General features: G+C 33.6%; 19 protein-coding genes. 12 read left to right on the forward strand and 7 right to left on the reverse strand.

What is annotated here, in order from left to right:
* Window positions 1-72: 72 nt before the first annotated feature.
* The 12 genes from hmpA (at window position 73) to ACTJIV_RS04945 (ending at window position 13,470) form a co-directional block, all read left to right on the forward strand.
* Window positions 73-1,275, forward strand: coding sequence for an NO-inducible flavohemoprotein (gene hmpA / locus ACTJIV_RS04890; protein WP_440625967.1), 1,203 nt, complete (start codon window positions 73-75; stop codon window positions 1,273-1,275).
* A gap of 19 nt (window positions 1,276-1,294) precedes the next feature.
* Window positions 1,295-1,720: an Rrf2 family transcriptional regulator gene (locus ACTJIV_RS04895; RefSeq protein WP_440625969.1), complete on the forward strand. Its 426-nt coding sequence runs from the start codon at window positions 1,295-1,297 to the stop codon at window positions 1,718-1,720.
* A 5-nt stretch (window positions 1,721-1,725) separates the two neighbouring features.
* Complete coding sequence (locus ACTJIV_RS04900) at window positions 1,726-1,902, forward strand: DUF2798 domain-containing protein (RefSeq protein ID WP_440625971.1); 177 nt, start codon at window positions 1,726-1,728, stop codon at window positions 1,900-1,902.
* Window positions 1,903-2,089: 187 nt separating this feature from the next.
* Entirely contained in the window at window positions 2,090-2,689 is a 600-nt protein-coding gene (locus tag ACTJIV_RS04905) for a Crp/Fnr family transcriptional regulator (protein ID WP_440625973.1), read from the forward strand.
* A 60-nt stretch (window positions 2,690-2,749) separates the two neighbouring features.
* The gene (locus ACTJIV_RS04910; protein WP_440625975.1) at window positions 2,750-3,469 is read left to right on the forward strand and encodes an alpha/beta fold hydrolase; all 720 of its coding nucleotides are present in this window, start codon (window positions 2,750-2,752) and stop codon (window positions 3,467-3,469) included.
* Between the two features lie 428 nt (window positions 3,470-3,897).
* The gene (locus ACTJIV_RS04915; protein WP_440625976.1) at window positions 3,898-4,071 is read left to right on the forward strand and encodes a conjugal transfer protein TraO; all 174 of its coding nucleotides are present in this window, start codon (window positions 3,898-3,900) and stop codon (window positions 4,069-4,071) included.
* Window positions 4,072-4,081: 10 nt separating this feature from the next.
* Window positions 4,082-4,441 (forward strand): TraQ conjugal transfer family protein, encoded by a 360-nt coding sequence (locus ACTJIV_RS04920; RefSeq protein ID WP_440625978.1) that lies wholly within the window; start codon window positions 4,082-4,084, stop codon window positions 4,439-4,441.
* Window positions 4,383-4,523 (forward strand): TraQ conjugal transfer family protein, encoded by a 141-nt coding sequence (locus ACTJIV_RS04925; RefSeq protein WP_440626676.1) that lies wholly within the window; start codon window positions 4,383-4,385, stop codon window positions 4,521-4,523. Before ACTJIV_RS04920 ends, ACTJIV_RS04925 begins: the two co-directional genes overlap by 59 nt.
* Window positions 4,524-6,090: 1,567 nt before the next feature.
* Window positions 6,091-7,029, forward strand: coding sequence for a helix-turn-helix transcriptional regulator (locus tag ACTJIV_RS04930; protein WP_440625980.1), 939 nt, complete (start codon window positions 6,091-6,093; stop codon window positions 7,027-7,029).
* A 309-nt stretch (window positions 7,030-7,338) separates the two neighbouring features.
* Window positions 7,339-8,331, forward strand: a complete 993-nt coding sequence (locus ACTJIV_RS04935; RefSeq protein ID WP_440625982.1) for a hypothetical protein — start codon at window positions 7,339-7,341, stop codon at window positions 8,329-8,331.
* Window positions 8,332-8,618: 287 nt separating this feature from the next.
* The gene (locus ACTJIV_RS04940) at window positions 8,619-12,860 is read left to right on the forward strand and encodes a hypothetical protein (protein ID WP_440625984.1); all 4,242 of its coding nucleotides are present in this window, start codon (window positions 8,619-8,621) and stop codon (window positions 12,858-12,860) included.
* 79 nt (window positions 12,861-12,939) lie between these two features.
* Window positions 12,940-13,470 carry a hypothetical protein gene (locus ACTJIV_RS04945; protein ID WP_440625986.1) on the forward strand — a complete coding sequence of 177 codons (531 nt, stop codon included), beginning with the start codon at window positions 12,940-12,942 and terminating at the stop codon, window positions 13,468-13,470.
* 390 nt (window positions 13,471-13,860) lie between these two features.
* On the opposite strand, the gene ACTJIV_RS04950 is transcribed toward ACTJIV_RS04945, so the two are convergent.
* The 7 genes from ACTJIV_RS04950 to ACTJIV_RS04980 all read right to left on the reverse strand — a co-directional run bounded on the left by ACTJIV_RS04950 (window position 13,861) and on the right by ACTJIV_RS04980 (window position 23,508).
* Window positions 13,861-14,085 carry a universal stress protein gene (locus tag ACTJIV_RS04950; RefSeq protein WP_440626678.1) on the reverse strand — a complete coding sequence of 75 codons (225 nt, stop codon included), beginning with the start codon at window positions 14,083-14,085 and terminating at the stop codon, window positions 13,861-13,863.
* Window positions 14,086-14,109: 24 nt separating this feature from the next.
* The gene (locus ACTJIV_RS04955; protein WP_440625988.1) at window positions 14,110-14,268 is read right to left on the reverse strand and encodes a hypothetical protein; all 159 of its coding nucleotides are present in this window, start codon (window positions 14,266-14,268) and stop codon (window positions 14,110-14,112) included.
* A gap of 249 nt (window positions 14,269-14,517) precedes the next feature.
* Entirely contained in the window at window positions 14,518-15,972 is a 1,455-nt protein-coding gene (locus ACTJIV_RS04960; protein ID WP_440625990.1) for a serine hydrolase, read from the reverse strand.
* 74 nt (window positions 15,973-16,046) lie between these two features.
* Window positions 16,047-16,880, reverse strand: a complete 834-nt coding sequence (locus tag ACTJIV_RS04965; RefSeq protein ID WP_440625992.1) for a helix-turn-helix domain-containing protein — start codon at window positions 16,878-16,880, stop codon at window positions 16,047-16,049.
* Window positions 16,881-18,059: 1,179 nt separating this feature from the next.
* On the reverse strand, window positions 18,060-20,303 hold the full coding sequence (locus ACTJIV_RS04970) for a reprolysin-like metallopeptidase (protein WP_440625994.1): 2,244 nt from the start codon (window positions 20,301-20,303) through the stop codon (window positions 18,060-18,062).
* 343 nt (window positions 20,304-20,646) lie between these two features.
* Entirely contained in the window at window positions 20,647-21,690 is a 1,044-nt protein-coding gene (locus tag ACTJIV_RS04975; RefSeq protein ID WP_440625995.1) for a hypothetical protein, read from the reverse strand.
* A gap of 270 nt (window positions 21,691-21,960) precedes the next feature.
* The gene (locus ACTJIV_RS04980; RefSeq protein WP_440625997.1) at window positions 21,961-23,508 is read right to left on the reverse strand and encodes a tetratricopeptide repeat protein; all 1,548 of its coding nucleotides are present in this window, start codon (window positions 23,506-23,508) and stop codon (window positions 21,961-21,963) included.
* Between the last annotated feature and the right edge of the window lie 358 nt (window positions 23,509-23,866).

Below are 23,866 nucleotides of genomic sequence, written 5' to 3' on the forward strand. Positions count from 1 at the left end.
TCTAATTGTTGTATTTTAAATACAACAATTAGAAATTTTTTATACCTTTACCCAGAATTTAAACACAATAAAATGACTTCTGAACAAAAAGAATTAATCAAGGACACTATTCCGGTCCTAAAAACAAATGGTATTGACCTTACAAAACACTTTTACAAAAGAATGTTTTTTCATAATCCGGAGCTCAGGGATATTTTTAATATGGGAAATCAGGCCAATGGAAATCAGCAGAATGCATTAGCAGGTGCTGTACTTGCTTATGCAGAGCATATTGACAACCCTAGTTTATTAATTAACACTTTGGAGACCATTGGTAACAAACATGTAAGCCTTAATATAACGCCTAATCAGTATGATATAGTGGGACTGCATCTTTTAGCATCAATAAAAGAGGTATTGGCGGATAAGGCTACAGATGACATTATTGAAGCATGGACACAAGCCTATAATCAACTTGCTGCCATTATGATTTCCATTGAAGAAAAATTATACCAGAATAACCTGACAAAAAAGGGAGGATGGAAAGGTTGGAGAGCATTTATTATCTCAAGCATAGTGGATGAAAGTACAGAAGTAAAATCATTCTATCTTGAACCTAAAGATAAGAAAGATATACCGGAGTATTTTCCGGGACAATATATTACCGTTAAAATGTTTATTCCGATATTAGGATATGAGCAGCCCAGACAGTACAGTTTGTCTTCGGTATTTATCCCAAATCACTATAGAATATCAGTAAAAAAAGAAACAGGGAATGAAAGAATTCCGGATGGTGCAGTGTCCAATCATCTGCATGAAAAGAAAATTGGTGATGAAATCTGGGTAAGTTCACCTTCAGGTACTTTTTATGCGGATATTGCTCCTGATGATTCTTTAGTGCTAATTAGCGGTGGAGTAGGTGTTACCCCAATGATGAGTATTTTGGAAGCCTTTGGCACCTCCCGTATAGGGAACAATGTTGTATGGTTACATGGCTGCAGAAATGAAGAATCACATGCTTTTAAATCTGAAGTAGAAGTTATGCAGCAAAATCATGATTGGCTTTCCTCTTTTATTTTTTATGAAGAAACAGCAATAGAAAATGAAAGGATAAGAAAAGGAAGAATTGATCTGTATGCACTCCAAGCTAAAATTCTTATCGAAGATGCAAAGTATTATATTTGTGGGCCGGAACCATTTATAAAAGTACAATACAGTTCTTTGATTACACTTGGAGTCAATAAACAAAATATTTTTTATGAAGAGTTTGGTCCCCAATTATTGCAAATTAATTAATAACTATAACAGCTAGAAAATGAAATTGAACCATTTTACTGATTTTAGTATGCGTGTTCTGATGTATTTAAATAAAAAAGATGATGCAGATTCAAGCTCATTGGATGAATTGGCAGAACGTTTCAGTATTTCACGGAATCATCTGGTTAAGGTGGTTCAGTTTTTATCTAATAACGGATTGGTTTTAACAAAAAGAGGTAAGAATGGGGGTATTTTAATATCAGAAAAAGCTACTCAAATGGGACTTGGAGATCTTATAAACTTATTAGAGCAGGACGAATCACCTGTGATAAACTGCAATGCAAAACCCTGTGTGTTTTCATCTCACAGCTGTAAATTAAAATCCTTCTTAGATATTGCTTATCAGGCATTTTTAGACAGCCTGAACAAAAATAGCCTCTTAGATTTAAAATTCGAAGATTGGAATTCTATTTTCAATGTGTAAATATTATGCTTAAATTACTATTAAAGAATTTAATTGTTACAGGAATTATTACTTTTATACTTTCCTTGATAAATAGGGGAGATCATAACATTATTATATTAAACTGGTTACGTTCATGGTTTGTCGCATGGATTATTTCTTTGTTTTTCAATGTTATATTGTTTTCTAATTATAAAAAATAATACAAATTCTAAAATTTTTATGTGCTATAACAATAGATTCGCTGTAAAATAAGAGAGTTTTTTTTAGCCATAGAAGATAGCCTCATCTTTAATGGCAACAGTTTAAAACATCCAAAAAAATGAATTATTTTTGCATAGATTATCAAAAACTAAGTTGATAAGAATCAGTAATAAAATAAGAAGTACAATGATAGTAAAGTCAAAAAAAAATAGCGATTGGGTTTTGCCATTAAAACAAAAGTATCCCATCGTTACAGATGAGGAATGGCAATTATTAGAGAAAATGACAAGCATGAAAACGATTAAAAAGGGAGAGCACTTTTTAGATTATGGCAGATTGGCTAAAAAAGGTGCGTTTATAATCTCAGGACAATTTTCTTTCAATATTCTTAATGAAGATGGAGACGAGAACATTGTCAGATTTGCATTTGCAGATGATTTTCTTGCAAATTGCGAAAGTTATTACCGCAACGCATCTTCAGGAGTGAAAATTACCGCACTTGAAGATTCCGTAATACGAATAATCAACATCAAAAAGCTACAACCTCTCTATGATCTGCATATGTGTATTGCCAACATCAATCTAAAAATCTATCAAGAAATTACGGAAAACAATTCTGAACACCAGTATCTACTGTCTTTGAAAAGTCCTGTTAAACGCTACAAATTCTTACTAGAGAAACGTCCAGAGATCATACGCCGAATTTCAATCAAAAATATAGCGAAGTACCTGTATGTTAGCAGAGAAGCAATCAGCAGGGCAAGATTGCTTTTGTCAAAGTCGTAGTACGATTGTGATTACAATCACGCATATTTTTAAACTTGCAGGTTACTTTTGCTAAAAAAAATGAAACTTACACTGATTTTATTGCATGGGCTGATGGGAAGTTTAAGTAATTGGGAATATGTTGTACAAGACTTTCAAGATGAATACGAAGTCCATGTTCCTTTATTACCAGTATTGGATGAAAATAAAGGGAACAAGCTAGATTATTTAGTTGATTTCATCCATCAGTATATCCAGCAGAACAAAATTTTTGATTGTGTATTGATCGGTAATTCTTTAGGTGGGCATCTCGCCGTCCTTTATTCGTACAGATATTCTGCTTTTGTAAAAGGATTAGTGCTTACCGGCAGTTCTGGATTGTATGAAAACAGTATGATTGACAGGTTTCCCCGACGCCACGATTACAGTTACATTAAAGAAAGGGTTGAATATACTTTTTACAATTCTGCGATAGCTAATGAATCTTTAGTAAAAGATGTTTTCGAGATTGTAAACGATAATAGAAAATGCTTCCAAATTATCAAAGCTGCTAAAACTGCACAGCGAAATTACGTAACAGAAGAACTTAAAGATATACAAATTCCTGTTTTATTAATTTGGGGTCTTCAGGATAAAATAACTCCTCCTGCTGTGGCAAAAGAATTTAGTTCACTGCTTCAGAATGCAGATCTGAAGTTTATAGACAATTGTGGCCACGTTCCAATGATGGAAGAGCCTGAAATATTTAACGATCTTCTATCTATGTATCTTGACAAATTGGAAAATAACCAAATCAGTTAATTTAATTCCTTCAGTGATGATGTTAATATCGTATTTTAGTATTGACATATCTTAATAAGTTTCTAAATTGGAATCTTTATTACAAGATTCTTTGTTTTTGGTCATTATAAACACTAAATGAAACAATTCTTACCCTTAATACCTGTGTTCCTCACTCTCATCATTCTGCAGGTTTTAAATTTCATATCATGGTTCGCACAAAAAAGGTTGCTGTAATCCCTGCCTCAAATTTACTGGACTATAGTTTTTATGTTTTATCAGATTGATTCAAACTATTGCTTTTCACTTGAATTGTTAAATGAACAACGGCCATAGCATGAGATAAGCTAATTTCTCTCAAAAGTGTAGAGATATATGGGACTCGTTTGAAAGTTTCCTGAAGCTGCTACATTCTCTAAAGATTCTGATTCGAAAATCCTTTTCGATCAATGCTTGACTCAACAAACAACTTTATTTATGGAATTGGAGGTAGGCTTTCTCTTGAAAGTTATTTAACAGAGCATTTAGTTTTTATAGTTCATGGGCAGCTACGTTTTCTGCTAAACAATCATATTGGTGTTTCGCACGCTTTGTTAGGTTTCGGAATTCGGTTTAATTTTTAAAATATTTAAGATGAACAATGTAAATAAGTATAAGATTTCTAACCTCGTTAAACATTCATTTATCCTGTTTTTAATGAGTGTTTTATTTAATTCCTGTCAGGACAACCATTTGGAAATAGAGCAAGACTTCCCATTTGAGGTACAGGTAATGCCTATTCCCGGTAAGGTAAAGAAGAATGAAACTGTGGAAATTAGAATTTCTTTAGAAACGGTTTCGAACTTTAGTGATACAAAATATAGTATACGATATTTTCAATTTGGAGGAGGTGGAAAACTTCAGCATTCCGATGATAAACCATATTTCCCTAATGATGTATATACATTGCCACAAAAAACAGTTCAGGCTGTATTATACTTCTCAGTCATCTGAATCTCATAAATTCAGTATTTGGATAAAAGATAGTTTTGGAAATGAGAAAAGAATAGATTTTGAATTTGACAATGCCTCATAATAATCAGATTAAAATATTGGCTTGGTTTTAAAGACCAAGCTTTTTTATGAGGATAAATAGTGCAAAGTCTAGATGTATAGGGCATAAATTATTACGTGCGATTGCAGATAAAGAATGAATTGTTTGAGATCTTTAGTAAAAAAATAGTCTAATTTATAAGTAAATAGCTAACCTATATCATTTAATTAGGTATTAAATGACTTAAAAACCAAAACTTTTTTGAATACTAGAAATGCTTTTGGAAATTCAAAAGTGTTGGTTCCTACAAAAAATGCGAAAAAACTTTTCCGAATAAAAAGAGGAATAGTCTTTTTGCAAAAAATTACCAACCCGCTACTGAACTTGGAACTACATTGTTAAATTTGAATGATTCAGTAACTAGAGATACATTTCTATTTTTGTTTTGATGCAGCATATATATCATTCTAGACTCACCGATTGTTTCGTACACAAAGGTTTAAAAGAAATGACGACAATGAGATTTGTTTATTGAGATGAAATAAGTAGTTGACATTTTGTATGTTTGGATAAAGGAAAATAGATACGATAGGTAAAACAAACTCAAACAAACCAAATATCTAATAATTAACTAATTACGAAACTTTCAGTTTTGTATTGGTTATTGTTATTTTGGTTTGTTTTTTTATTTGTTGTCCCCCATTCTTCCCTCAAACTGATAATAATTTATTTTTTAAAACGAGGGAGAGATTACTTCGCTTAACGTATCTTATTGTACCTTAATGTATCTTAATGTACCTTATTGCATCTAAAGTGAAGTTTGAACTCCTCTAAAATAAATATTATAACATTTCATATCAGAATTGAATATTAAACTGTAATAAGGTTTGTTGGAATTGTTATATGTTTTATTTATACCTACTCCGGCTTCGGCATTATGCTTAAGCATAAAATCTTTGCCATCGTAAAAGCCGGCTGAAGCTTTTTGTTTTTCAAAAATAAAACGTTTCATCTAAGTTATTTCATATTCTAAATCGTTAGCATTGAACTTCTTGCTTGGAGATCTGTAATTCTGAAATTATAACCTAATTTGGTGTATCATTTTTCTGAAAATTCAAATTCAAACATATAGATTTCTTCAATTTTTTTGTAATTAGTTGATAATGATATAGATATTATTTTTTTATATGTAAGTATTTCCGAATTCACAACCTTCATTATTTTTAATAATTTTTAAAAAGTCTTAATATTACTATGGTTCAATAAAATTATTGAGCTTAGTCTTTTATTTTATATACTTAAAGTTTTATAAAAGACAGGTAAAGTTTAAATAATCGGAGGGTACTGCTTTTGAAAAACAAATAGTATTTATTTCAATGAGTCTTTTAAAAAACTGAAAATGGAAAGCTTTTATTATTATTATTATTATTATTTTGATTTTATGCCCAAGTTGGTATTTCTATAAGCTTTACAACAGTCAATAGCAGCAGACCTTGATCTTAGATAAAGTAGTCTATAATATTGATGTAAATGAAACGGAAAAATCAAGTTTTGATCTAAATATAGTCTCTTATCAAATGAAATTCAAACTCAATTAAAAAATATATTGATGATAATAAAATATATTTCTGCCTATATATCAGAAAAAAGGCAATTGGCAAAGGATGAAATAGAATACGAAAAAAGCATTTTGTTTGACGTTTATACACTTGTTCTTGTGTTTATTTTAGGCTGTAATTTTTTATTAAATATGGTTTTCCTTGAACAGCCTATTTATGCAGTCGTCTTTTTGGGGATGGGGCTGTTTATGCTTTGCACGATCTTATGGCCGGACAGAATACGGTTCAACAAACACTTACTGATGCTGCTTTTTATGTTTTTGGGAACAGTTATTTTCTATTGCGACATAATAAGCGGAAAAAATGTGATGAACTATTTAAGCTATATATCATTAACAGTAGCTGTAGCATTTTTTTTTGATTATGATAAAGACAGATACATTGTTCTTACACTTGTCAGCATTTATGTAGCATTTTTCTTCATAAATATTATTACAGATTATTCCCTGATGCCTTCTTTTCATCAGCATCTTTCACCGGTAAAGGAATGGTATATAAGAGTGTATAAAGTAATGGAAATAGCTTTCTGCACTTTTGTAGGGATGTATTTTATCCACAGAAAAGAAAAAATGATCATTAAATATTACGTAGAAAAAGAAAGATTGAATGATTTCATAAACAAAACAGATAAAATAAATTTCTCCGATGGATTATATGAACTTGCAATGAGCAAAAACTCATTATTTATAACTTATTTTAAATCTCAATTTCCGGATTATTTTGATAAAATCTTAGAATCCTGCCCCAACCTTGTTTCTTCGGAATTGGAGATATGTGCATTGTTGAAATTAAACCTCAGTACTAAGGAAATAGCCACGGCAACCAATACTACAGTTCGGGCTGTTGAGAATAAAAAATTCAGGATACGCAGAAAATTTAATCTGCCTTCTGAAACAGATTTAAACTTATATATGATAAATTCATTTTAAATAAAAGGTTGATTAATAGTACAATATACGCTTTGAGTAGATGTAAGTAGGTGGTAAAGTATATCTGAAATGCTTTTTTTTAGTCCCCCTTTAAGATTTGTATTTAATATTGCAGAGCTATTAGAAACTCAATGTACCCTATTGATGAGTTTCTAAGAAATACTTATTACACAAATGTCTTTATATAATAGGAATGCTGGGATTTTTCCCAGCTCTCTTATGAGGAAAGAATTGAATTATAATTTGATGTTTTTAAAACACATTTATAAATACATAACTCTCCTGAATCATTAACCTTTAATATAAAAAATGAAAAAAATTAATTTAATTGTGGTTTTATTATCCATAACCGTTTCGGGTCAAGTTGGGATTAAAACTAGCGTTCCCACTGAAGTACTTGACGTTAATGGCACTGAACGAGTGAGAGAGCTTCCTAAAAATGGAGCTGTTAATGCCATCTTTACAAAACCCGACGGTACAAAATCGGATAATAAAGATCAGACCTTCAATGCTTCCAGAATAGTAGTTGCAGATGCCAATGGCGTTTTAGGATACGTGGATGGGCTTCCGAATACAACACCTTCTACATCCAAAAGAGTTACAATAGGATATTGGGCCGGATTATGGGATGGAAATCTCTATGCACTTGGGGGTACAGGATTCCCAACATTTAATTCTCAGCTTCAAAGTAAGCTTAATTATGGAACGCACGGAATTTATAATAAAGTAGAGGGGATCGACTTTTTACAGTTTGAGACAGCTCAGCTGGATAATTACTCCGGAGCCCAGCTGAAAAGCATTGTGGATGTATTTTGTATTGGTCTCCAGGTAGGTGTAGATTTAAGCGCATCTACAATTGCAAAAATAAAAGACTTTACAGATCTCGGAGGAGTAGTTATTGTTGTGCTTGATGCTAACAGAAATACCACGGCACTCCAAGGTTTTGGAGGAACAGGAAATGTGATATCCGGAACCGGAGTTTCTTATTCAGTTGCAGGAACTACTGGTTCCGATGGCGTGTTTGGTAGTGTATCCGGAAATTCACCTATTACCGGGGCGCAAACGGCAGGAAGAGTGTCAAATTCTCAACTGGCTCCAGGTTCTGAAATTTTGGCCAAAGAAGGGGGAACAGCATCAACCCAGGCCGGTATCTGGCTTACGGGAGGCGGCGGAAGAGTAATCTTTTTCTGGGATGAAGGGGTATTTAGACATCCCAGCATTTCAAGTACCTATATAGATACTGACCAGGAAAAATATCTTCATAATATAATGGCATACGCATTAGATAAATTGAACCTGTAGTTATAGGGAAATAGAAATTTTCCAAACCGAAGAAGTAAATATTTTTAGTTTGTAAGATTCATTTAACGCAGAAGGTTACATAAATATTTTATCACTCCAAAAGGTTTAGATAAGCAAATAATAAATGTCCTATATAAAAGCTGGAAAACTCGTCCCAGCACTCTTATGAAGAGAAATAAAGAATCATATCAGAGGGTTGGGGAGTTTTGCAGTAAGCTTTTGTACAACTTCAAATTTTCAGGCATAAAATATTCAGTAAAATCAATAATAGACATCTAAATTAAATAATGAAAAAAATTAAACTATTTCTTATAGTCTTAATTATTGGCTCTTTCTCAGCATACGGACAATCTCCGGGCGGAGTAGGTACAGATTTAGGGTTATGGGTAAAGGCAGATGATGGCTTTACGCCCTCATTATGGTCAGATAAATCGGGTAATGGTTATCATCTTACCCAAGGTACAGTAGGCTTACAGCCTGTTTTAGTAAATCCCACGGATAAATTTAATTTTAACCCGGCTGTCAATTTCGACAATAAAGCAATGGGTAATAACCAGGTGGCAAACCGTGGAGTCAATAACAGCTTATCACTGTATTCAGTGGCCTCTCTTGAAACGAATTCGGGAGCCAATACTTTGATAGGAATTGGGGCAAACGGAGATAATCCGCATTTTGGAGCCTATCCAAATGCTACTTTCATGATGTATACCAGTTTATACGGAAGTGCTGATAATCCTGCCATCACTATGTCCAAACCTTATCTGATGTCAGGGCATTGGCAGCATGCAACGGCAGGTACAGCCCGTATTGAGCTTAACGGATTTGCTGCCCGGACAGGAGGAAATCAAAGTTCTGCAGCAGGAAATTTTGTTGTAGGTAATGATTTTGTTAACTCTGTTAATCAGCCATGGAGAGGCCTGGTTCCTGAGATTATTGTTTATACAAACCCAAAATCAGGCAACGAAAATCAAAGAATCAGCAGTTATTTGGGAATTAAATACGGTCTTACGCTTCGTACAGGCGGGGTTGATTCCGGTACATTTGATTATCTCTCATCAACAAGTGTCAATGTCTGGAATGGTACGGCGAATAGTACATATCACAACAATGTCTTTGGAATTGGTCGTGATGATGCAGGCTCCTTATATCAAAAACAATCAAAAAGTGTTAATGACAATCAGAAATTAATTATCGGAGCTGGGAATTCATTATCCAATATGAATTCAACTAATACAAATACTTTAAATAACGGACAATTTCTTATTGTAGGAGATAACGGGCTAAAACAGTCTTTATCTGTTTCTTTATCTTACACTTCTGCACCAGGAGGTGAAATTAACTATAGATTTGCTTCTGTCTGGAAAGTCCAGAATACTGGAAGTCCAGGGACTGTAATTGTTGCCTGGCCGAAAAGAATTGCTAATTTACATTTGATTCGTTCTACAAATGAAACTTTCGATACATCTGATGACTTTATTCCGATGACTTCGGAGGTGACGATTAACGGAGTAGTTTATAATACAGCAACGATTACTTTCAGTAGTGGAGACTATTTTACACTTGCAGGATATGCTCAAGCCCCTGGTGGAGTTGTTAATGGTTTAAGTTACTGGTACAGGGCAGATAAAGAAGCGATAAATTCAGGAGATGGTACGGATGTTACATCGTGGACGGATCAGACTTCGGGTATTTCATCTTCAAGAATATCTACAGCCCCTTTGCCTAAATATAAAGTTGGGGCTACTAATTATTTCAACTTTAATCCCGGTGTAAACTTTACAGCAATTCAGCAGATGATAGGGAATATTTCCGTTCAAACATTGAGTAGTCTTAACTATGATATCTTCACCCTTACCAAAGAAGGAATGACAGGCGAAGGAACGAGCAGATATTTAAATATAGGTCGAAACAATACTATTCTGGATGGAGCAAACTGGGATTCACCGGGATTATACTATGATGGTCGTATTGCAAGACGGAATAATGCAGGTGGGTTGTCTTATTTGGCTAATCCAGGAGCTTTAGCGTTTGACCCTAATATTCCGAGCATTATGTATTATAACTTTACAGATACCTCTCTAAACAAAGGTATGAATGGAACAAGCAATGCATTAACTGCCACTCATGGTGCTATTGGATCAGTAACTGGTGGACATATTTTCGGAGCTAACGGTGGTGTCAATCCACCTAATGGTGATGATTGGGGATTTATTGGAAATATTGGGGAAACAATTATTTACGGATCAGGAAGTATTACAGCAGCAGAACGAAGAAGAGTAGATTCTTATCTAGCAATTAAATACGGGATTACTTTAGAGCGTACAGCTGCAGAACATTATCTTGCTTCAAAAAGTAATATTGTTTGGAATGGTACTATTAATAGTGCTTACAATAATAATATTGCAGGGATTGCCCATGATATTGCTTCAGCTCTAGATCAAAAACAATCCATCAGTGTTAATCTAGGTCAAAAGTTAATTATCGGAACGACTGGATTAGCAAATACGAATTTGTTGAACTCAGTCTCTCTTGCAAATGACCAATATTTAATTTGGGGAGACAACGGATTACGACAAAATCTTTCAGTTGCAATCAGTGGAATAACCAATATTAATTATCGTTTTGAGTCGATCTGGAAAGTCCAGAATACTAATTCTACAGGAACAGTACGAATTGCATGGCCAAAAGGTCTGCAAAATTTAAAACTACTGCAGAGTGATGACGAAACTTTTGATGCAACCGATCCATCCACAGATATGAGTGCAAACACTATTACTGTTAATGGTGTTGTTTATAACTATGCAGATGTTACTTTATCAAATGGGCAATTTTTTACTTTTGGCGCTTTTGGTCATGCTCCAGGTGGAGTTGTTAAGGGGCTAAACTATTGGTATAGAGCGGATATAGACGCTGTAAATACGGGAAATAATACAGATGTTACTTCTTGGAAAGATTATGCTTCAGGAGTAGTTTCTACTCAGTTAGGGACAAATCCGCTTCCAAAATATGTAGTTGGAGCTGCTAATTATTTTAATTTTAATCCGGGAATTAATTTTACAAATGCTAAACAGTCTCTAGGCAATGTTAACGTCCGTACAGTATCAGAATTAAACTATGATATTTTTACTTTCACAAAAGAAGGACTTCTTCCTGGAAACGGTAATAACTGTAGAATTTTCAGCTCACTGGTAAATAATGCCAATCAATCAGGAAATATAGGATATTGGGATGGAATTGGTATTAATAAAAGATTTGCTAATACAAATGATGAAATTGAAAGAGTGGATGTTAATTACGCAGGAAGATATATTAACAACACCGGAGGTATTAGCTTTTCAACCACTATTCCAAGTATTATGTATCATAGATATAATGATACTTCAGTATCTAAGGGGCTTAATGGTAATATGAATGGTGCCATCGGTACGCATCATGCAATGGGGTATTTAAATGGGGGGCATGCTTTTGGTTCTACAATATTTTCGGGGAATGGAAGTGATAATGACAGTTTTTTAGGAAATATTGGTGAAACTATTATTTATGGTACAGGTGGCAATCTTACAGAAACAGAAAGAAGAAGGGTAGATTCATATATGGCCATTAAATATGGTATTACTTTAGGACGTGTAGCTATCAACCCTTACTTATCATCAACAGAAGCGATTGTTTGGGATGGTACATTAAATACAATATTTAACAACAATATTTTCGGGATCGGACGTGATGATATTTCGGCCTTGCATCAAAAAGTATCCAATAGTGTAAATGCTGGAACTATCCTTACAATGGCCACTAATAATGATTTTATTTCGGAAAACCTTGCGGTATCCAGACCAACTATTTCTGATGATCAGGAATTTATGATTGCGGGAGATAATAATATTTCAGCTGTTCCAATGCAGTCTATTAATTTTGGAAATGGCAATGCGAAAATTATTCAGAGAAAATGGCTTTTGCAAAGAACCGGAACCTCCGATGATGTATACTTCCAGGCTGATCTGTCAACCTACGAAAGCCAGTTTTATAACCCTAACTCAACGTATATGGTTATAGCTGATGATGCTAATTTTACAGTTAACAGAATATTGGTTCAGGGCACAAAAATATCAGGTAAATGGGTTTTTGATCATAATTTTAACACAGAAAACTCAAAACGTTACATCACATTCGCCACACTTGAAAATACGGTTTGCTACAAACCGGGAGCAATTTCTACAACAGAAAATCCTGCATTAGTCAGTAAAGTAGGAATCACTTCATTAACAAGAGCTGGAATTCAGAATGCTGATAACTGGCCGGCAGTACGTAAAGGAGCATGGCTGGTACTGGAAGCCAGAACAAAAGGTTTTGTTGTCAACAGAATGTCTTTTAATGCTTCAGGAAACCCTGTTAGCATTCCGCCTGCAGATTTTGTTGAGGGAATGCTGGTGTATGATACAACAAATAAATGTTTAAAAATGTATACTTCACAGGACAATGGAAGTACATTTGGATGGTTCTGCATCAGTACACAGACCTGTCCGGAGTAATAACAATTTTTGAGAACATGAATATTGAATCATCCATTCATTCATTCATGTTCTCAGTATTCATAAAACATTAATAGAAATGATTAAAAATACAGTAATAATAGGCGGCTTTTTGATGGCTAATCTAATGTCCGCACAAATAGGAATAAGTCGGGAAAGCGTAAGCAATGGATCAGTATCTCTACAGTTTGGAGACACAGAAAACAAAGGTCTGTTGCTGCCGTATGTCACAGATAAAACAGGAATTACAGAAAACGGAACTGTTCTTTTTGATACTTCGGATAATAAAGTGAAATATTTAAAAGACACAAACACATGGTTTGATTTGAGTGTGGATACAACAGGAACCGCAGATCTCAGCATTCAGGCAAGCGATAGGGCAGAGCAGCCGGGAGCTAAAGTTTCTATCAGTACAACAATAGCAGGTGCTACAAATACAACAAAAGGAATATTAGTTCTTGCAGATGATAATAAGGCGATGGTTTTACCCAAAGTAGTAAGTCCACACTTAAATATTATCGAGCCAAGTGCTGGCATGCTGGTGTATGATACGGTTAAAAAACAATTAGCTGTTTATAACGGAAAGTTCTGGACCTTCTGGAAACCTTAATTCTATAATGGTTTTGAAAGAGATTCTCTATCTTATTTCACACATCTTTAAACACAATAAACAATAAGTTTATTGTGTTTTTTTATGTAAAAAATTGATGTATAAACTTAATTTTTTCTTAGAACAATAATATTTTCTTTTAGCAATAAACCTTAAGTTTAGTACCTTTTATTGTGAATCAGCTTAACGTACCTTAGGAACCTTGGTCACTAAGTTGGGCTATAATGAAAGAGAATATTTGTAAATGATGGACAAACTTTAAAGCTGATAATGAAGGATCAATTTTGATAAAGAGTGTGACTGATTAATAAGGTATTCAAAACCGGCCAGTTCAGATCGTTATGAGCATCATATGCAAAAAGAGTTTTTTTAATGATTACATATTCTATATCAGGGGAAGATTACTAGAATTGGTTTAAAACGATGAATTGCCTTTGTAGTGGTATTACCCAATAAACTTTGGTCAAAGCTTTTTACGCCCATACCCATTACCACTAAATCGATCTCGTTATCTGTGATAGATTTTTGAGCTTCTTCAAAAAAGCTTCCTGAAGCTAAATGATATTCTACATTAATCTGATATTCTCCGGCCAATGCAGTAGCTTCAACAATCAGTTGTCTTTTTTGATGAGTATCTGATCATAAAAATATTCGCCGGACAACTGTGCATTTTGTACGTGTATTTTGTAATGAGAACAGCAAAACATCTGAGCCTTTTTCTTTAGCTAAAGCAGCCCCATAATGCATTTCATTTTTTGCTTCGGGAGAAAAATCTATACATATCATTATTTTTTTCATAACTACTAGAATTTAAAATCCTCGCAAAATAAAGATGAACTATGCTTAGTAGTTGAAGAATCTAAGTCACACGGGAAAATAGGCGGTTGAATTGTGGGATTGTAGTGTTAAAATGTAAAGTGTCGGAGAAATCGTTTCATATACAATAAAATACATTTCACACTTTAATTTTGTTAGTTCGTAAAAAATTCAATGTCTACATTATAAAGCAATGTTTATCTTTACAAATTATAAAGAAAAAAAATTCACTTATAGAAATTTCATTAACAGTTTATATTTTAATTTAGCATCATTGTCTTCTGGCTCTTTTTCAAGGTATAACTTTAGATATTCAATCGCTTGTTTTTTTTGACCTGAAACCCTATATGCCTCACTTATATGATAATAGCCATAGGTTGAGTTTGGGAAAAGGTGAGTATTTAACTTAAATAAATCTATTGCCTGATTGGTCTTTTTTTCGAACAATAACCTGTAACCATATCTTTCAATAAGCTTTTCTCTTAATGAATATTTCTTTGAATTTTGTTCTATTTCCTTAATTCCAGCTTCGTAACCTTTATTGCATACGGTCTTAATTATATCTTTAGTATAAAAGAAATTGTCAATTGATGGTGCTGAACCCACTAATTGTTTTTTAATCAAATTACTCACTTCCCAATAATTTTCGACTTCTCCATTGGTTAGGATAACAACAGTATAGCCCAAATCCGGATAAATCATTATTTCACAAGCAATACCATCGTGTCCACCGGTGTGTCCAAAGATGCGGTGTCCGTTGATTGTGTTTTCTTCAAACCCGTAGCCGTACATTCCTTCTCTATACTTAACTTTGCCTGATGTACAAAGAGTTAGACTCTCTTTGCTAAGTAAAATATTGTTTTGTAGAGCATTGGCGAAATTCAACAAATCGTCAGCTGTGGAATAGCCTCCGCCAGCAGGAGTTCCTTTTGCTAAATTCGATAAAATATTATTTTTCCATTGTCCCGGTTCTTCCAACGACATTGTATAACCAGTCGCTAAATTTGGAATCACATTATCCAATTCGTAAGCATCAGTATTAATCATTTTTGCAGGTTGATATAGATGTTCTTTTACGAAATCAAAATAATTTTGACCTGACACCTTTTCAATAATTAATCCTAAAACCATATATCCGGAGTTGCTGTACAAGAAGTCACTACCCGGATCAAAGGCTAGTTTTTTATCAACAAACAATGGAAGGTAATCAGAAACTGTTTTGAATTTTTCTTTTGCAAGCTTATCGTATTCCTCCCAAAAACTGTTCATTCCTGAAGTGTGCGTTAATAGTTGGTAGATTGTCACAGAGTCCGCAACAGTTTTATTAGGATAATCTAAAAGATGTTGGCCCACTTTATCTTGAAGCGAAATTTTCCCGGATTCCACCAATTGCATAATAGCTATTGCGGTGAACATCTTGTTGATAGAAGCTAAATTGAACTTCGTGTTCGGTTTATTTTTAACACGGTCCTGCAAATTGGCAAAACCAAAGGCTTCTCTATAGATTGGCGTGCCGTCTTTTGCAATGAGAACTACCCCGCTTAAGTTATTTTCTTTTTCAAGATTTTTTAAGTGAGACCTTATCGGAGCAACAATATTTTTCGAATTTTGTGATTGGACCACAATAGGTTGCAAAAGAGCTATCAAAAAGACAACTGGAATAAAATTGATTTGACGGATGGTCATAGGGGTTTCATTTATGATTAAACGACAAAACTACTTTAAGCAGAAAAGGAAAAATTGTACAATTGTAAACCTATCTATAAAAACAGCCAATGAATTTGTTTTTTTTCCAGCGCAGTCGTTTTATTAAAAAAAACTTTGGGAGAGAACCCTGTAACTGATTTGAATTCTTTTATCATATGAGACTGGTCAAAGTAATCAACACCATATGCAATATCCGTTAAGTTATTTCTTGCCTTATTTGATGAGTATTTGTTAACCGCATTTCTAAATCTTAATATCTTTTTGAATTGAGATGGTGTTTTGCAGATATGTCGGTCAAAGTGTTTGTTCAATGTTGTACGCGAAATAGCATTTTTTTTGCATAGTTCTGTAATGGTTAAAGCATCATTTTCTTCACACATCATTTCAGACAAAACAGTTTCAAGGAAATGATGCTGAAACCCACCTAATTTTGATAACCAATACCTTTCAACAGTTTCAATTTTTTCGGTATCATTTTGCAAAGAAAGAATTTCGATCATAGCTTTTCTATAATCTTTAAAAGGTGAAAATTCAGAAAAGCTTGAACTGTTGTAATGGTTTAATTCGTGCTCCAAAAATGAATTAATAGCCAACGGTTTAAAATAGATCGTAATTTCGTTTATTTTCCCTTCGTACTGGACATACACTGGCTTATTGAAATCAGATACCAAATTGGTCGCCACCTCATTGTCATCGCATTGACCGATGATCAATTGATTTTCTTTATTGATCGATTTTGATCTTTCACTGCTTGAAACAATGGTGAAAATAGATGGGAAGGTGATGTATTTGGCGGGTTTTTCTTCAGAGGTATGTGTGAGTATATAAATACACTCTATATATTTTTTAAGTAAAGGATTGGAAGGGGAATAAACTTTTATTTTCATAGGCTGTCATTGAACGTTAGGGCCCAACTAACTGTTTGGGTAACTATATATTTGTGTGTACCAACTATAACAAAATGAACTTTTAATTTACGAAATACTAAGTAACATTTATTAAGTATAATTCTTGATTTTAATCCGTTCTAACTATGATACATTCAAGTATATTAGCACCAAAGTATTTATCAAGGTCAAGAATTACAAATTTATAAAAAGAAGTAATGTTAAAACTAATAAATTTTCAATTTTCATCTTTTAATACATAATTAGGTCAGGCTTAATTTTGGATCAATTTCTCCTCATCATCATATTTTTGTATCTCCAAAAGTAAATTCGAAGCTTCTGGAAAAAATTCAGGATCAATTAGATGATGAAAATATATTGGTTACTTTAGAAGATGGAGATAATGAGACATTGTAGAAAAATAGAAATCTCAATTTGATAGTTTTACCATATTTTAGGAGCTTAAGAAATTGTAAATATATCGAATAATCCAAACCCCAGAAATCCGCAGACTCTGTTTATTTGATATGGCCTGTCTAAGGTTTGGATTTTATCAATTGGAGATAATGGTTTTTATTCTAATTATACTTAGAATGTTAAATTCTAAATATTTGTATAAAAAAACTAATATTTCCCAAAAGCAATTCCTAATATTAAATTAAAGTATTATGGAAATCCTTTTTTACTCATAACTAGATAATAATATTATTTGGTGGGCTCTTCTTTTGCCATACTGCAAATTCCAGTGATATTGGCCACTTAATTCCTGATTAAATTGACCACTAAGAATGAAGTCAAAAAGGTGTCTAAAAGATGATTTAAAAATATAAAATAAATCTTTACTCTGAGCTGATTTTCTGATCAGCTTTTTTCTTCTCATAGATTTCCCCTTTAAGGTCTATTCTCAAGGAATTGTGTACCATTCTGCCAAGGATTGCATCGGCTATTCGCAACGTTTTTAATTTCGTTCGGAATGTTTTCTTATTGATATTTTTGAACAAAATCGTACCTTAGTTTTATAAGTTATTAGTTTGTGAGAGATTGGTACCGTCTTGTCCTCCAAAAGAAATAATAGCCTTTAAATAGGTTATGTCAATTTTTTGTATCGGAAAGTAAACATACAAAAGGTTGTTTTCATTGTAAAACAACCTTTTTTTCAATTTATGGATTTAGATATTCTTATTCTTTAACCCATTTTACGGATTTCTCCATATTCTTAGTTTTAATCTTAATCACGTAATCTCCTGTCATTAAGTGAGCTAAATTGAACGTACTGATTTTATCAACCGTTAACATATTATTCAGTTTACTAAATGCCAATCTTCCGCTTACATCATATACCATGATATCATAATTTTCATTAAAATTAGTAAATTTAATATTCAGAAGTCCTTTACTTGGATTAGGATATACTATAAATACATCTTTACTTCCAGTTACTTCACCAACACCTAACGTCTGGGTAATGGTAAAATTAACAGGATTAATATTAAAAAATACATTATCCTGCCCTGAAACCATAATTCTTGCTTGTGATGTATTTACGTTAGGAACCGTAATAGTCTCGGAACCATCATTTGGAGTAGAGGCGATAATAGTGGTAGGATAAGTAAAACCTCCATCTGTTGACAGTAAAATACTTACATTGGCACAGCTTACAGGAGCAGCATTTGTATTGGCTACATTCCATGTTATGGTTTGAGTAGTATTGCTTGTCCAACTTACTGCTGTAGTAGGTGCTGTTACCGTAAATGGTCCAGAATTGGCATCCACAGTAATTTTTGCATCATCATTTGCAACTCCTGCACAGCCTGCATTGTTATCTCTTACCGTCAATCTAAACTCCATTGCTCTTCCGTATGATGGCAAAATCTCGCCTGTGGTTGTCGTATTATTAATAACATCTGTGATCTTTGGAAAATATCTGTAAGGAACTGTTACCGGTACAAATGACCTGAATAGAGGGGCATTTCCAGTCGGTGCATTCCAGTTTCCTGCAGGTCCTACATCATTTTGTTCCCATGAATAGGTAAGTGCATTATTTTGTGCATCTGTTGCAGAACCGGTTAACTTAAATGGGGTGCCTTTAGGAATAATATAATCATTTCCTGCATTTACAACGGGAGCGGTATTAGCAACTGGAGTTGTCACCTGACATGTTGTTGACTGAACCGTTGTGGTTATCGTTTGAAATGATTTGGTGTGAAAAACAGGAATACTATGAAAATCTAGGTCATTTGTGGCTTCACAAATGCCAGCGTAAGCCATGATGGTAATTCCGCTTCCTGGTTCTACAGCATTGTTAGAGTCACGATTGGGTGGATTACCCCCACAGTCACCAGTAAGAGCATTAAAAGTATGTGGACCACCAAACTGATGTCCCACTTCATGGGCAACATAGTCTATATCATAAGGATCTCCGACTGGGTCACCCGAGCCAGTAACTCCACTTCCTTTTTGACCATTCATGCAAATAACTCCTAGACCAGCTAGTCCACCAACGCCAGTACTAAAAGTATGTCCTACATCATAATTGGCATTTCCTATCAATAAATCAATCTGAGTCTGACTTTCATCAATTAATATATCGGCATCATTATTTCCGTTAAATGGATCTGTAGAAGCATTTGTAAAGACTACATTTACTTCACTATCCACTAATACTAATCTTGAAGCTATTTCCTGCTCATACACTCCATTCACCCTGTTCACAGAAGTTACAATTGCTGAAAGCGTCTGCGCAACAGTAGGAGTAGTTGTACCCGTTGCTGCTACCGCATATTCTCCTGTACACGCAACAGCAAGCCTGAAAACTCTAATTTGAGTTCCTACGCTTGGAGATGTGGTTTTTTGAGCGTTTTTTTTTCCTAATGGAGTATCGTCTTCATCTTTTACTCCACAAGACCTCGTTTTTTTATCAATTAAATCACTTTTTTTGTAAATGATATAATTGTTGACATCCAGTTTTGCATAAGGATCAATGTATGTATCACCAGCTACCACAGATTTTATCTGCGCATGGAAACCCAATTCTGTAAAATCCAGTTTTATAGTGGCAAACTTATCATCTATCCCCTGCCCTGTAAAGGTAATGATCTGAGGGAACTGACTGGCTAATCCCGGAGCCATTACTGAAGATTTCCAGATTCTGAATTTTGCTTTCGTACCATCAGGCATTGGCAAAACAATAATCGGAGCGTTATCTTTACGATCACTGTCTTTCAATTCCGGAACAGAATTAAAATAATTTTTCATTCCTACCACATCCAATGTGTAGGTCAATGACTTTTCCGGCTGTACTGTCCTGTTTTTAGGATCTGCTTTGATGGACCTTTCACTGATTACTGTAAAAAAGTCCTGGGCTTTCCCTGAGGAAATGGATATCACAAATATCCCCCAATAAAATAATTGTTTAATTTTCATAATTCGTTATTTAATTATTATACAGTATTTTGTTAAGTTATAAGATAAATGGATTTTAACAATATACTCCGAAAGTTACTTTTTCTATAAAGGTTTAGTGCTTAACAACTATGCCCTTTCTTATTATTTTGTCTACCAATGCTGGTTTCTATTTTAGAGAAGTCCAATCTGAAATATTTAAACCTTTCCATCATCTTCAACTAATTCTTATCCACTTATATGTCTATACATTAAAGCGAGAACCTCTTCAGAATTACTTTTTAAATTTCACAGTACCAGTACAAACATCTCCTTCTTCAATTCCGATAAGCCACAATCTTAAATGCTTTGTGCGTCAAAACTACTACAGAGGCTTATCAAACTGCTGTAATGTTAGAATACCTTTCCCCCAGTTATAATTTTCCCCAACTGCTTTATTCATATTAAATCTTGCAAAAGAACCACTTGGGAAATTAGTGTCTGCTCTTATCTCTAAATAACCATGAAGCGAGAATACTATAGCAATTTGACTGGAAGTAGGGTTATCAATAGTTTCCGAATAAATTCCGGCCACACAAGAAACTCCGGTTTGACGAAATTTTCTTGATCCGCTGGGTTCTTCCACTCCTGCTTTTAAAAATCTTATACCCTGGTAAATAGTACCACTTGTATTTACACTAAGGCCATCTCCAGTAGAATCAGTTAATCCATTGGGTATTGAGTAATTAAAAAGGATCAATGAAGATGTATTTGCGGGAATATATACAGTAAAGGTATTATAACCAATATCAATGTTATTGATGATAGTTGTGGTTGGGTATGATGTATTCAATGCATATAAAGCAGGATTAGGAGCCTGATAACGAAATATTCCTCTTGGAGTATAAGTATTAGGCGGTTGAAGGCTAGTTAAAGGAACTTTTTTACCGGTACCGTCACTTTGTAATACCATTATTCTATCAGTATTATCTACAGATGAAGCATTAGGTACCGCATTGAATTTTACATTTCCATTTACTTCCAGCTTTTGGGCTGGTGTTGAAGTACCCACGCCAACATTTCCGGCATCCTTTATAACAAATTCGGATCCTGCCGCTCTGGCTGAACCCGAAGAGGTTGCTCCAAGCTTAACCATTGCATTGGCGCTATCATCCACAAACGCATCGGGAGTAGGATCCCCGACAGGCGTAATAAGTTTGCTCCATTTACTTGTTGTCTCATCAAAATAGTAGAACCCTATACTATCTATATTTGATCCCTGTCCTGTAGCGCTGCCAGTGGCAATACTATTTACATAAATAAGAGTAGAGGGCTCAACTGAAGTCATATTCACCGCCCTTTGCCTGTCTACACGCGGTATTAGCAATCCGTCTGCTAAAGTGGAAGTTCCGCTCGAATTTTTTGCCATAATGTCAAAAGTCGCTTTTGGAGTTGAAGTGTTAATACCAACTTGTCCATGCATTATGGTGCCAAAAAATATCGCAGCCATAGGTAATAATATTTTTTTCATTTTATAAGAATTTCTGTTACAAAGGAAAATAAACTGGAAATCTCATAAAAAAAAACAGATACGTAAAAAGGATTAATTGTATAAATGGCTTATAATCAGGATATTAAATGTGCTATATTTTGAAAAAAGCAGAAATACTTAATGCTTACGTACTACATAAGTATATCTTTATGTCTTTCTTTTTAACCATAAATAGAGATCTTGATTGGTCTCCAGATTAAGCTTCTTCCGCAACATATATTTTCTGCTTTGCACTGTTCGGTATGATCTAAAAGTATATGATGCTATTTCCTTAGATGAAAAATTAAGGTAAACATATGCCAAAAGTATCAATTCATTGGTGGTAAGGCTACCATTGATCTCTAACAACTTTATACTGAAATCCGGATGTAAAGATTGAAATTTTTCAAAAAAAACAGGACTGTTTTTTTTTGCAGCTTCTATAACTTCATGTAAGGATATTTTTAATTTCTGCTCCAGTTCATTAGTATAAGCTGCCTTTTTAGCTATCTCAAGTTCTTTGATGTCCAGCTTCAAGTCGTTTTGCTTCTTTGATTTCTGAAAAGCATAAATAATTATCAATAATAAAATAATTACACCTACCAGCAGCTCTATTTCATAATTAACTTTCCTATTTTCATTTTCGTAAATTTCTTTTTCTCCCTCCAAGATTTCATTGACAATGAAATTGCGATCACGATCCATATTTACATTGATACTATCCTCAAACCGCAGTCCTAAAATTGAATATTTCCTGGCTTTTTCGATGTCATTGCATTTAAAATAGAAATCCCCCAGTTTTTTATATATTATTCCAAGCGAACGCAAATTATCATTACTTGCTTTACTCAATGCTTCCTGGTAGTATTGAATAGCTTTATCATTCCTTTTCCTATACACGTAAAGATCTCCCATTCCAATTAAAGCTTCAATTTCGTACGGATGTTCTTTATTGTTTAGAATTGATAGTGACTTTTGAAGATAATACTCTGCTGAATCTAAATTTTTTTTAAAAAAATAATAGTTTCCCAGTGAGCTATAAGAGCTTCCCACTTCCCTATATGCAATATGCAGAGGAATTCTTCTTAATATCTTTCTTTCTTTTAGCAAATAGGAATATGCAGAATCCTGGAAATTCTGTATATTATACAAATTCGCCATGGTATTATATGTTGTGCTTTGAGTTAAAAGATCATTATAATTTTTGGTCTTAATTTTTTCAATTTCGCTAACAGCTTTATGGTAGTTTTGAGCTGCTGCAGTATAAAGCCCGAGATCTGTTAAATTATCTCCTATTAATCCATAATTACGGGAACTTTGCATGAAATCACTTTTTAGATATGAAGTATAGGATTGTGATTTTTTAATATATATGTTACTTTTAAGGTGTTTTCCGGCAAATGATAAACAGGAAGCAATATAAAAATGACCATAGCATAAGCCTCTTTCATAATTATTTTTTTTTGATTCTGGTATTATTTTTTTCTCTACGATTAAAATAAGTTCTCTATCCTTTCCATTCATGTATAAATCATCAGCAACAACAATTAGAGAATCTATTTTACCGATCGCTTTTTTGTCATTTTTTTGTCCCTTGGCATGTAAACAAGTAACTAATAGTAACAACAAAATTATATGTTTAAAAAATGGAAAAGAACTTGATGAACGCCATTTTTTAGAATAAGAAGAATACTGAAATCCTTTTGGTTTTGTCATAGAAATATTCGAAATTTTTTACTTGTTTTGTATTATAATGCGAGTATCTTAAATTGTATTTTGATTACAGGAGAAATTATTCCTGGGCCTGCTACAATTGCTGTTCGCTACAAATAAAAATTCACCATCTCATTTAAAAATATAAGCTAAAAATCATACATCTCACATACTATGTAAACGGCCCTGTTAAAACCAGATAAGCTGATATTCTATAAATTAGTCGTTTATTGGTATACAGGGATTACATATAAAAAAGATTTTATACAAAGAATCATGCAGCAATATATTACCCAGCAAAATATCCGGATAAAAACGATAATAACCGGATCTCATGAGCCGAAGTTTTTAATAAAGAATA

This window comes from Chryseobacterium sp. 22532 (assembly GCF_052044665.1).
Lineage (GTDB): Bacteria > Bacteroidota > Bacteroidia > Flavobacteriales > Weeksellaceae > Chryseobacterium > Chryseobacterium lathyri.

Bases quoted from the DNA above. Each gene is read 5' to 3' on its own strand.
- hmpA (WP_440625967.1), top strand. From the start codon at position 73: ATGACTTCTGAACAAAAAGAATTAATCAAGGACACTATTCCGGTCCTA.
- ACTJIV_RS04895 (WP_440625969.1), top strand. From the start codon at position 1,295: ATGAAATTGAACCATTTTACTGATTTTAGTATGCGTGTTCTGATGTAT.
- ACTJIV_RS04900 (WP_440625971.1), top strand. From the start codon at position 1,726: ATGCTTAAATTACTATTAAAGAATTTAATTGTTACAGGAATTATTACT.
- ACTJIV_RS04905 (WP_440625973.1), top strand. From the start codon at position 2,090: ATGATAGTAAAGTCAAAAAAAAATAGCGATTGGGTTTTGCCATTAAAA.
- ACTJIV_RS04910 (WP_440625975.1), top strand. From the start codon at position 2,750: ATGAAACTTACACTGATTTTATTGCATGGGCTGATGGGAAGTTTAAGT.
- ACTJIV_RS04915 (WP_440625976.1), top strand. From the start codon at position 3,898: ATGCTTGACTCAACAAACAACTTTATTTATGGAATTGGAGGTAGGCTT.
- ACTJIV_RS04920 (WP_440625978.1), top strand. From the start codon at position 4,082: ATGAACAATGTAAATAAGTATAAGATTTCTAACCTCGTTAAACATTCA.
- ACTJIV_RS04925 (WP_440626676.1), top strand. From the start codon at position 4,383: ATGTATATACATTGCCACAAAAAACAGTTCAGGCTGTATTATACTTCT.
- ACTJIV_RS04930 (WP_440625980.1), top strand. From the start codon at position 6,091: ATGATAATAAAATATATTTCTGCCTATATATCAGAAAAAAGGCAATTG.
- ACTJIV_RS04935 (WP_440625982.1), top strand. From the start codon at position 7,339: ATGAAAAAAATTAATTTAATTGTGGTTTTATTATCCATAACCGTTTCG.
- ACTJIV_RS04940 (WP_440625984.1), top strand. From the start codon at position 8,619: ATGAAAAAAATTAAACTATTTCTTATAGTCTTAATTATTGGCTCTTTC.
- ACTJIV_RS04945 (WP_440625986.1), top strand. From the start codon at position 12,940: ATGATTAAAAATACAGTAATAATAGGCGGCTTTTTGATGGCTAATCTA.
- ACTJIV_RS04955 (WP_440625988.1), bottom strand. From the start codon at position 14,268: ATGAAAAAAATAATGATATGTATAGATTTTTCTCCCGAAGCAAAAAAT.
- ACTJIV_RS04960 (WP_440625990.1), bottom strand. From the start codon at position 15,972: ATGACCATCCGTCAAATCAATTTTATTCCAGTTGTCTTTTTGATAGCT.
- ACTJIV_RS04965 (WP_440625992.1), bottom strand. From the start codon at position 16,880: ATGAAAATAAAAGTTTATTCCCCTTCCAATCCTTTACTTAAAAAATAT.
- ACTJIV_RS04970 (WP_440625994.1), bottom strand. From the start codon at position 20,303: ATGAAAATTAAACAATTATTTTATTGGGGGATATTTGTGATATCCATT.
- ACTJIV_RS04975 (WP_440625995.1), bottom strand. From the start codon at position 21,690: ATGGCAAAAAATTCGAGCGGAACTTCCACTTTAGCAGACGGATTGCTA.
- ACTJIV_RS04980 (WP_440625997.1), bottom strand. From the start codon at position 23,508: ATGACAAAACCAAAAGGATTTCAGTATTCTTCTTATTCTAAAAAATGG.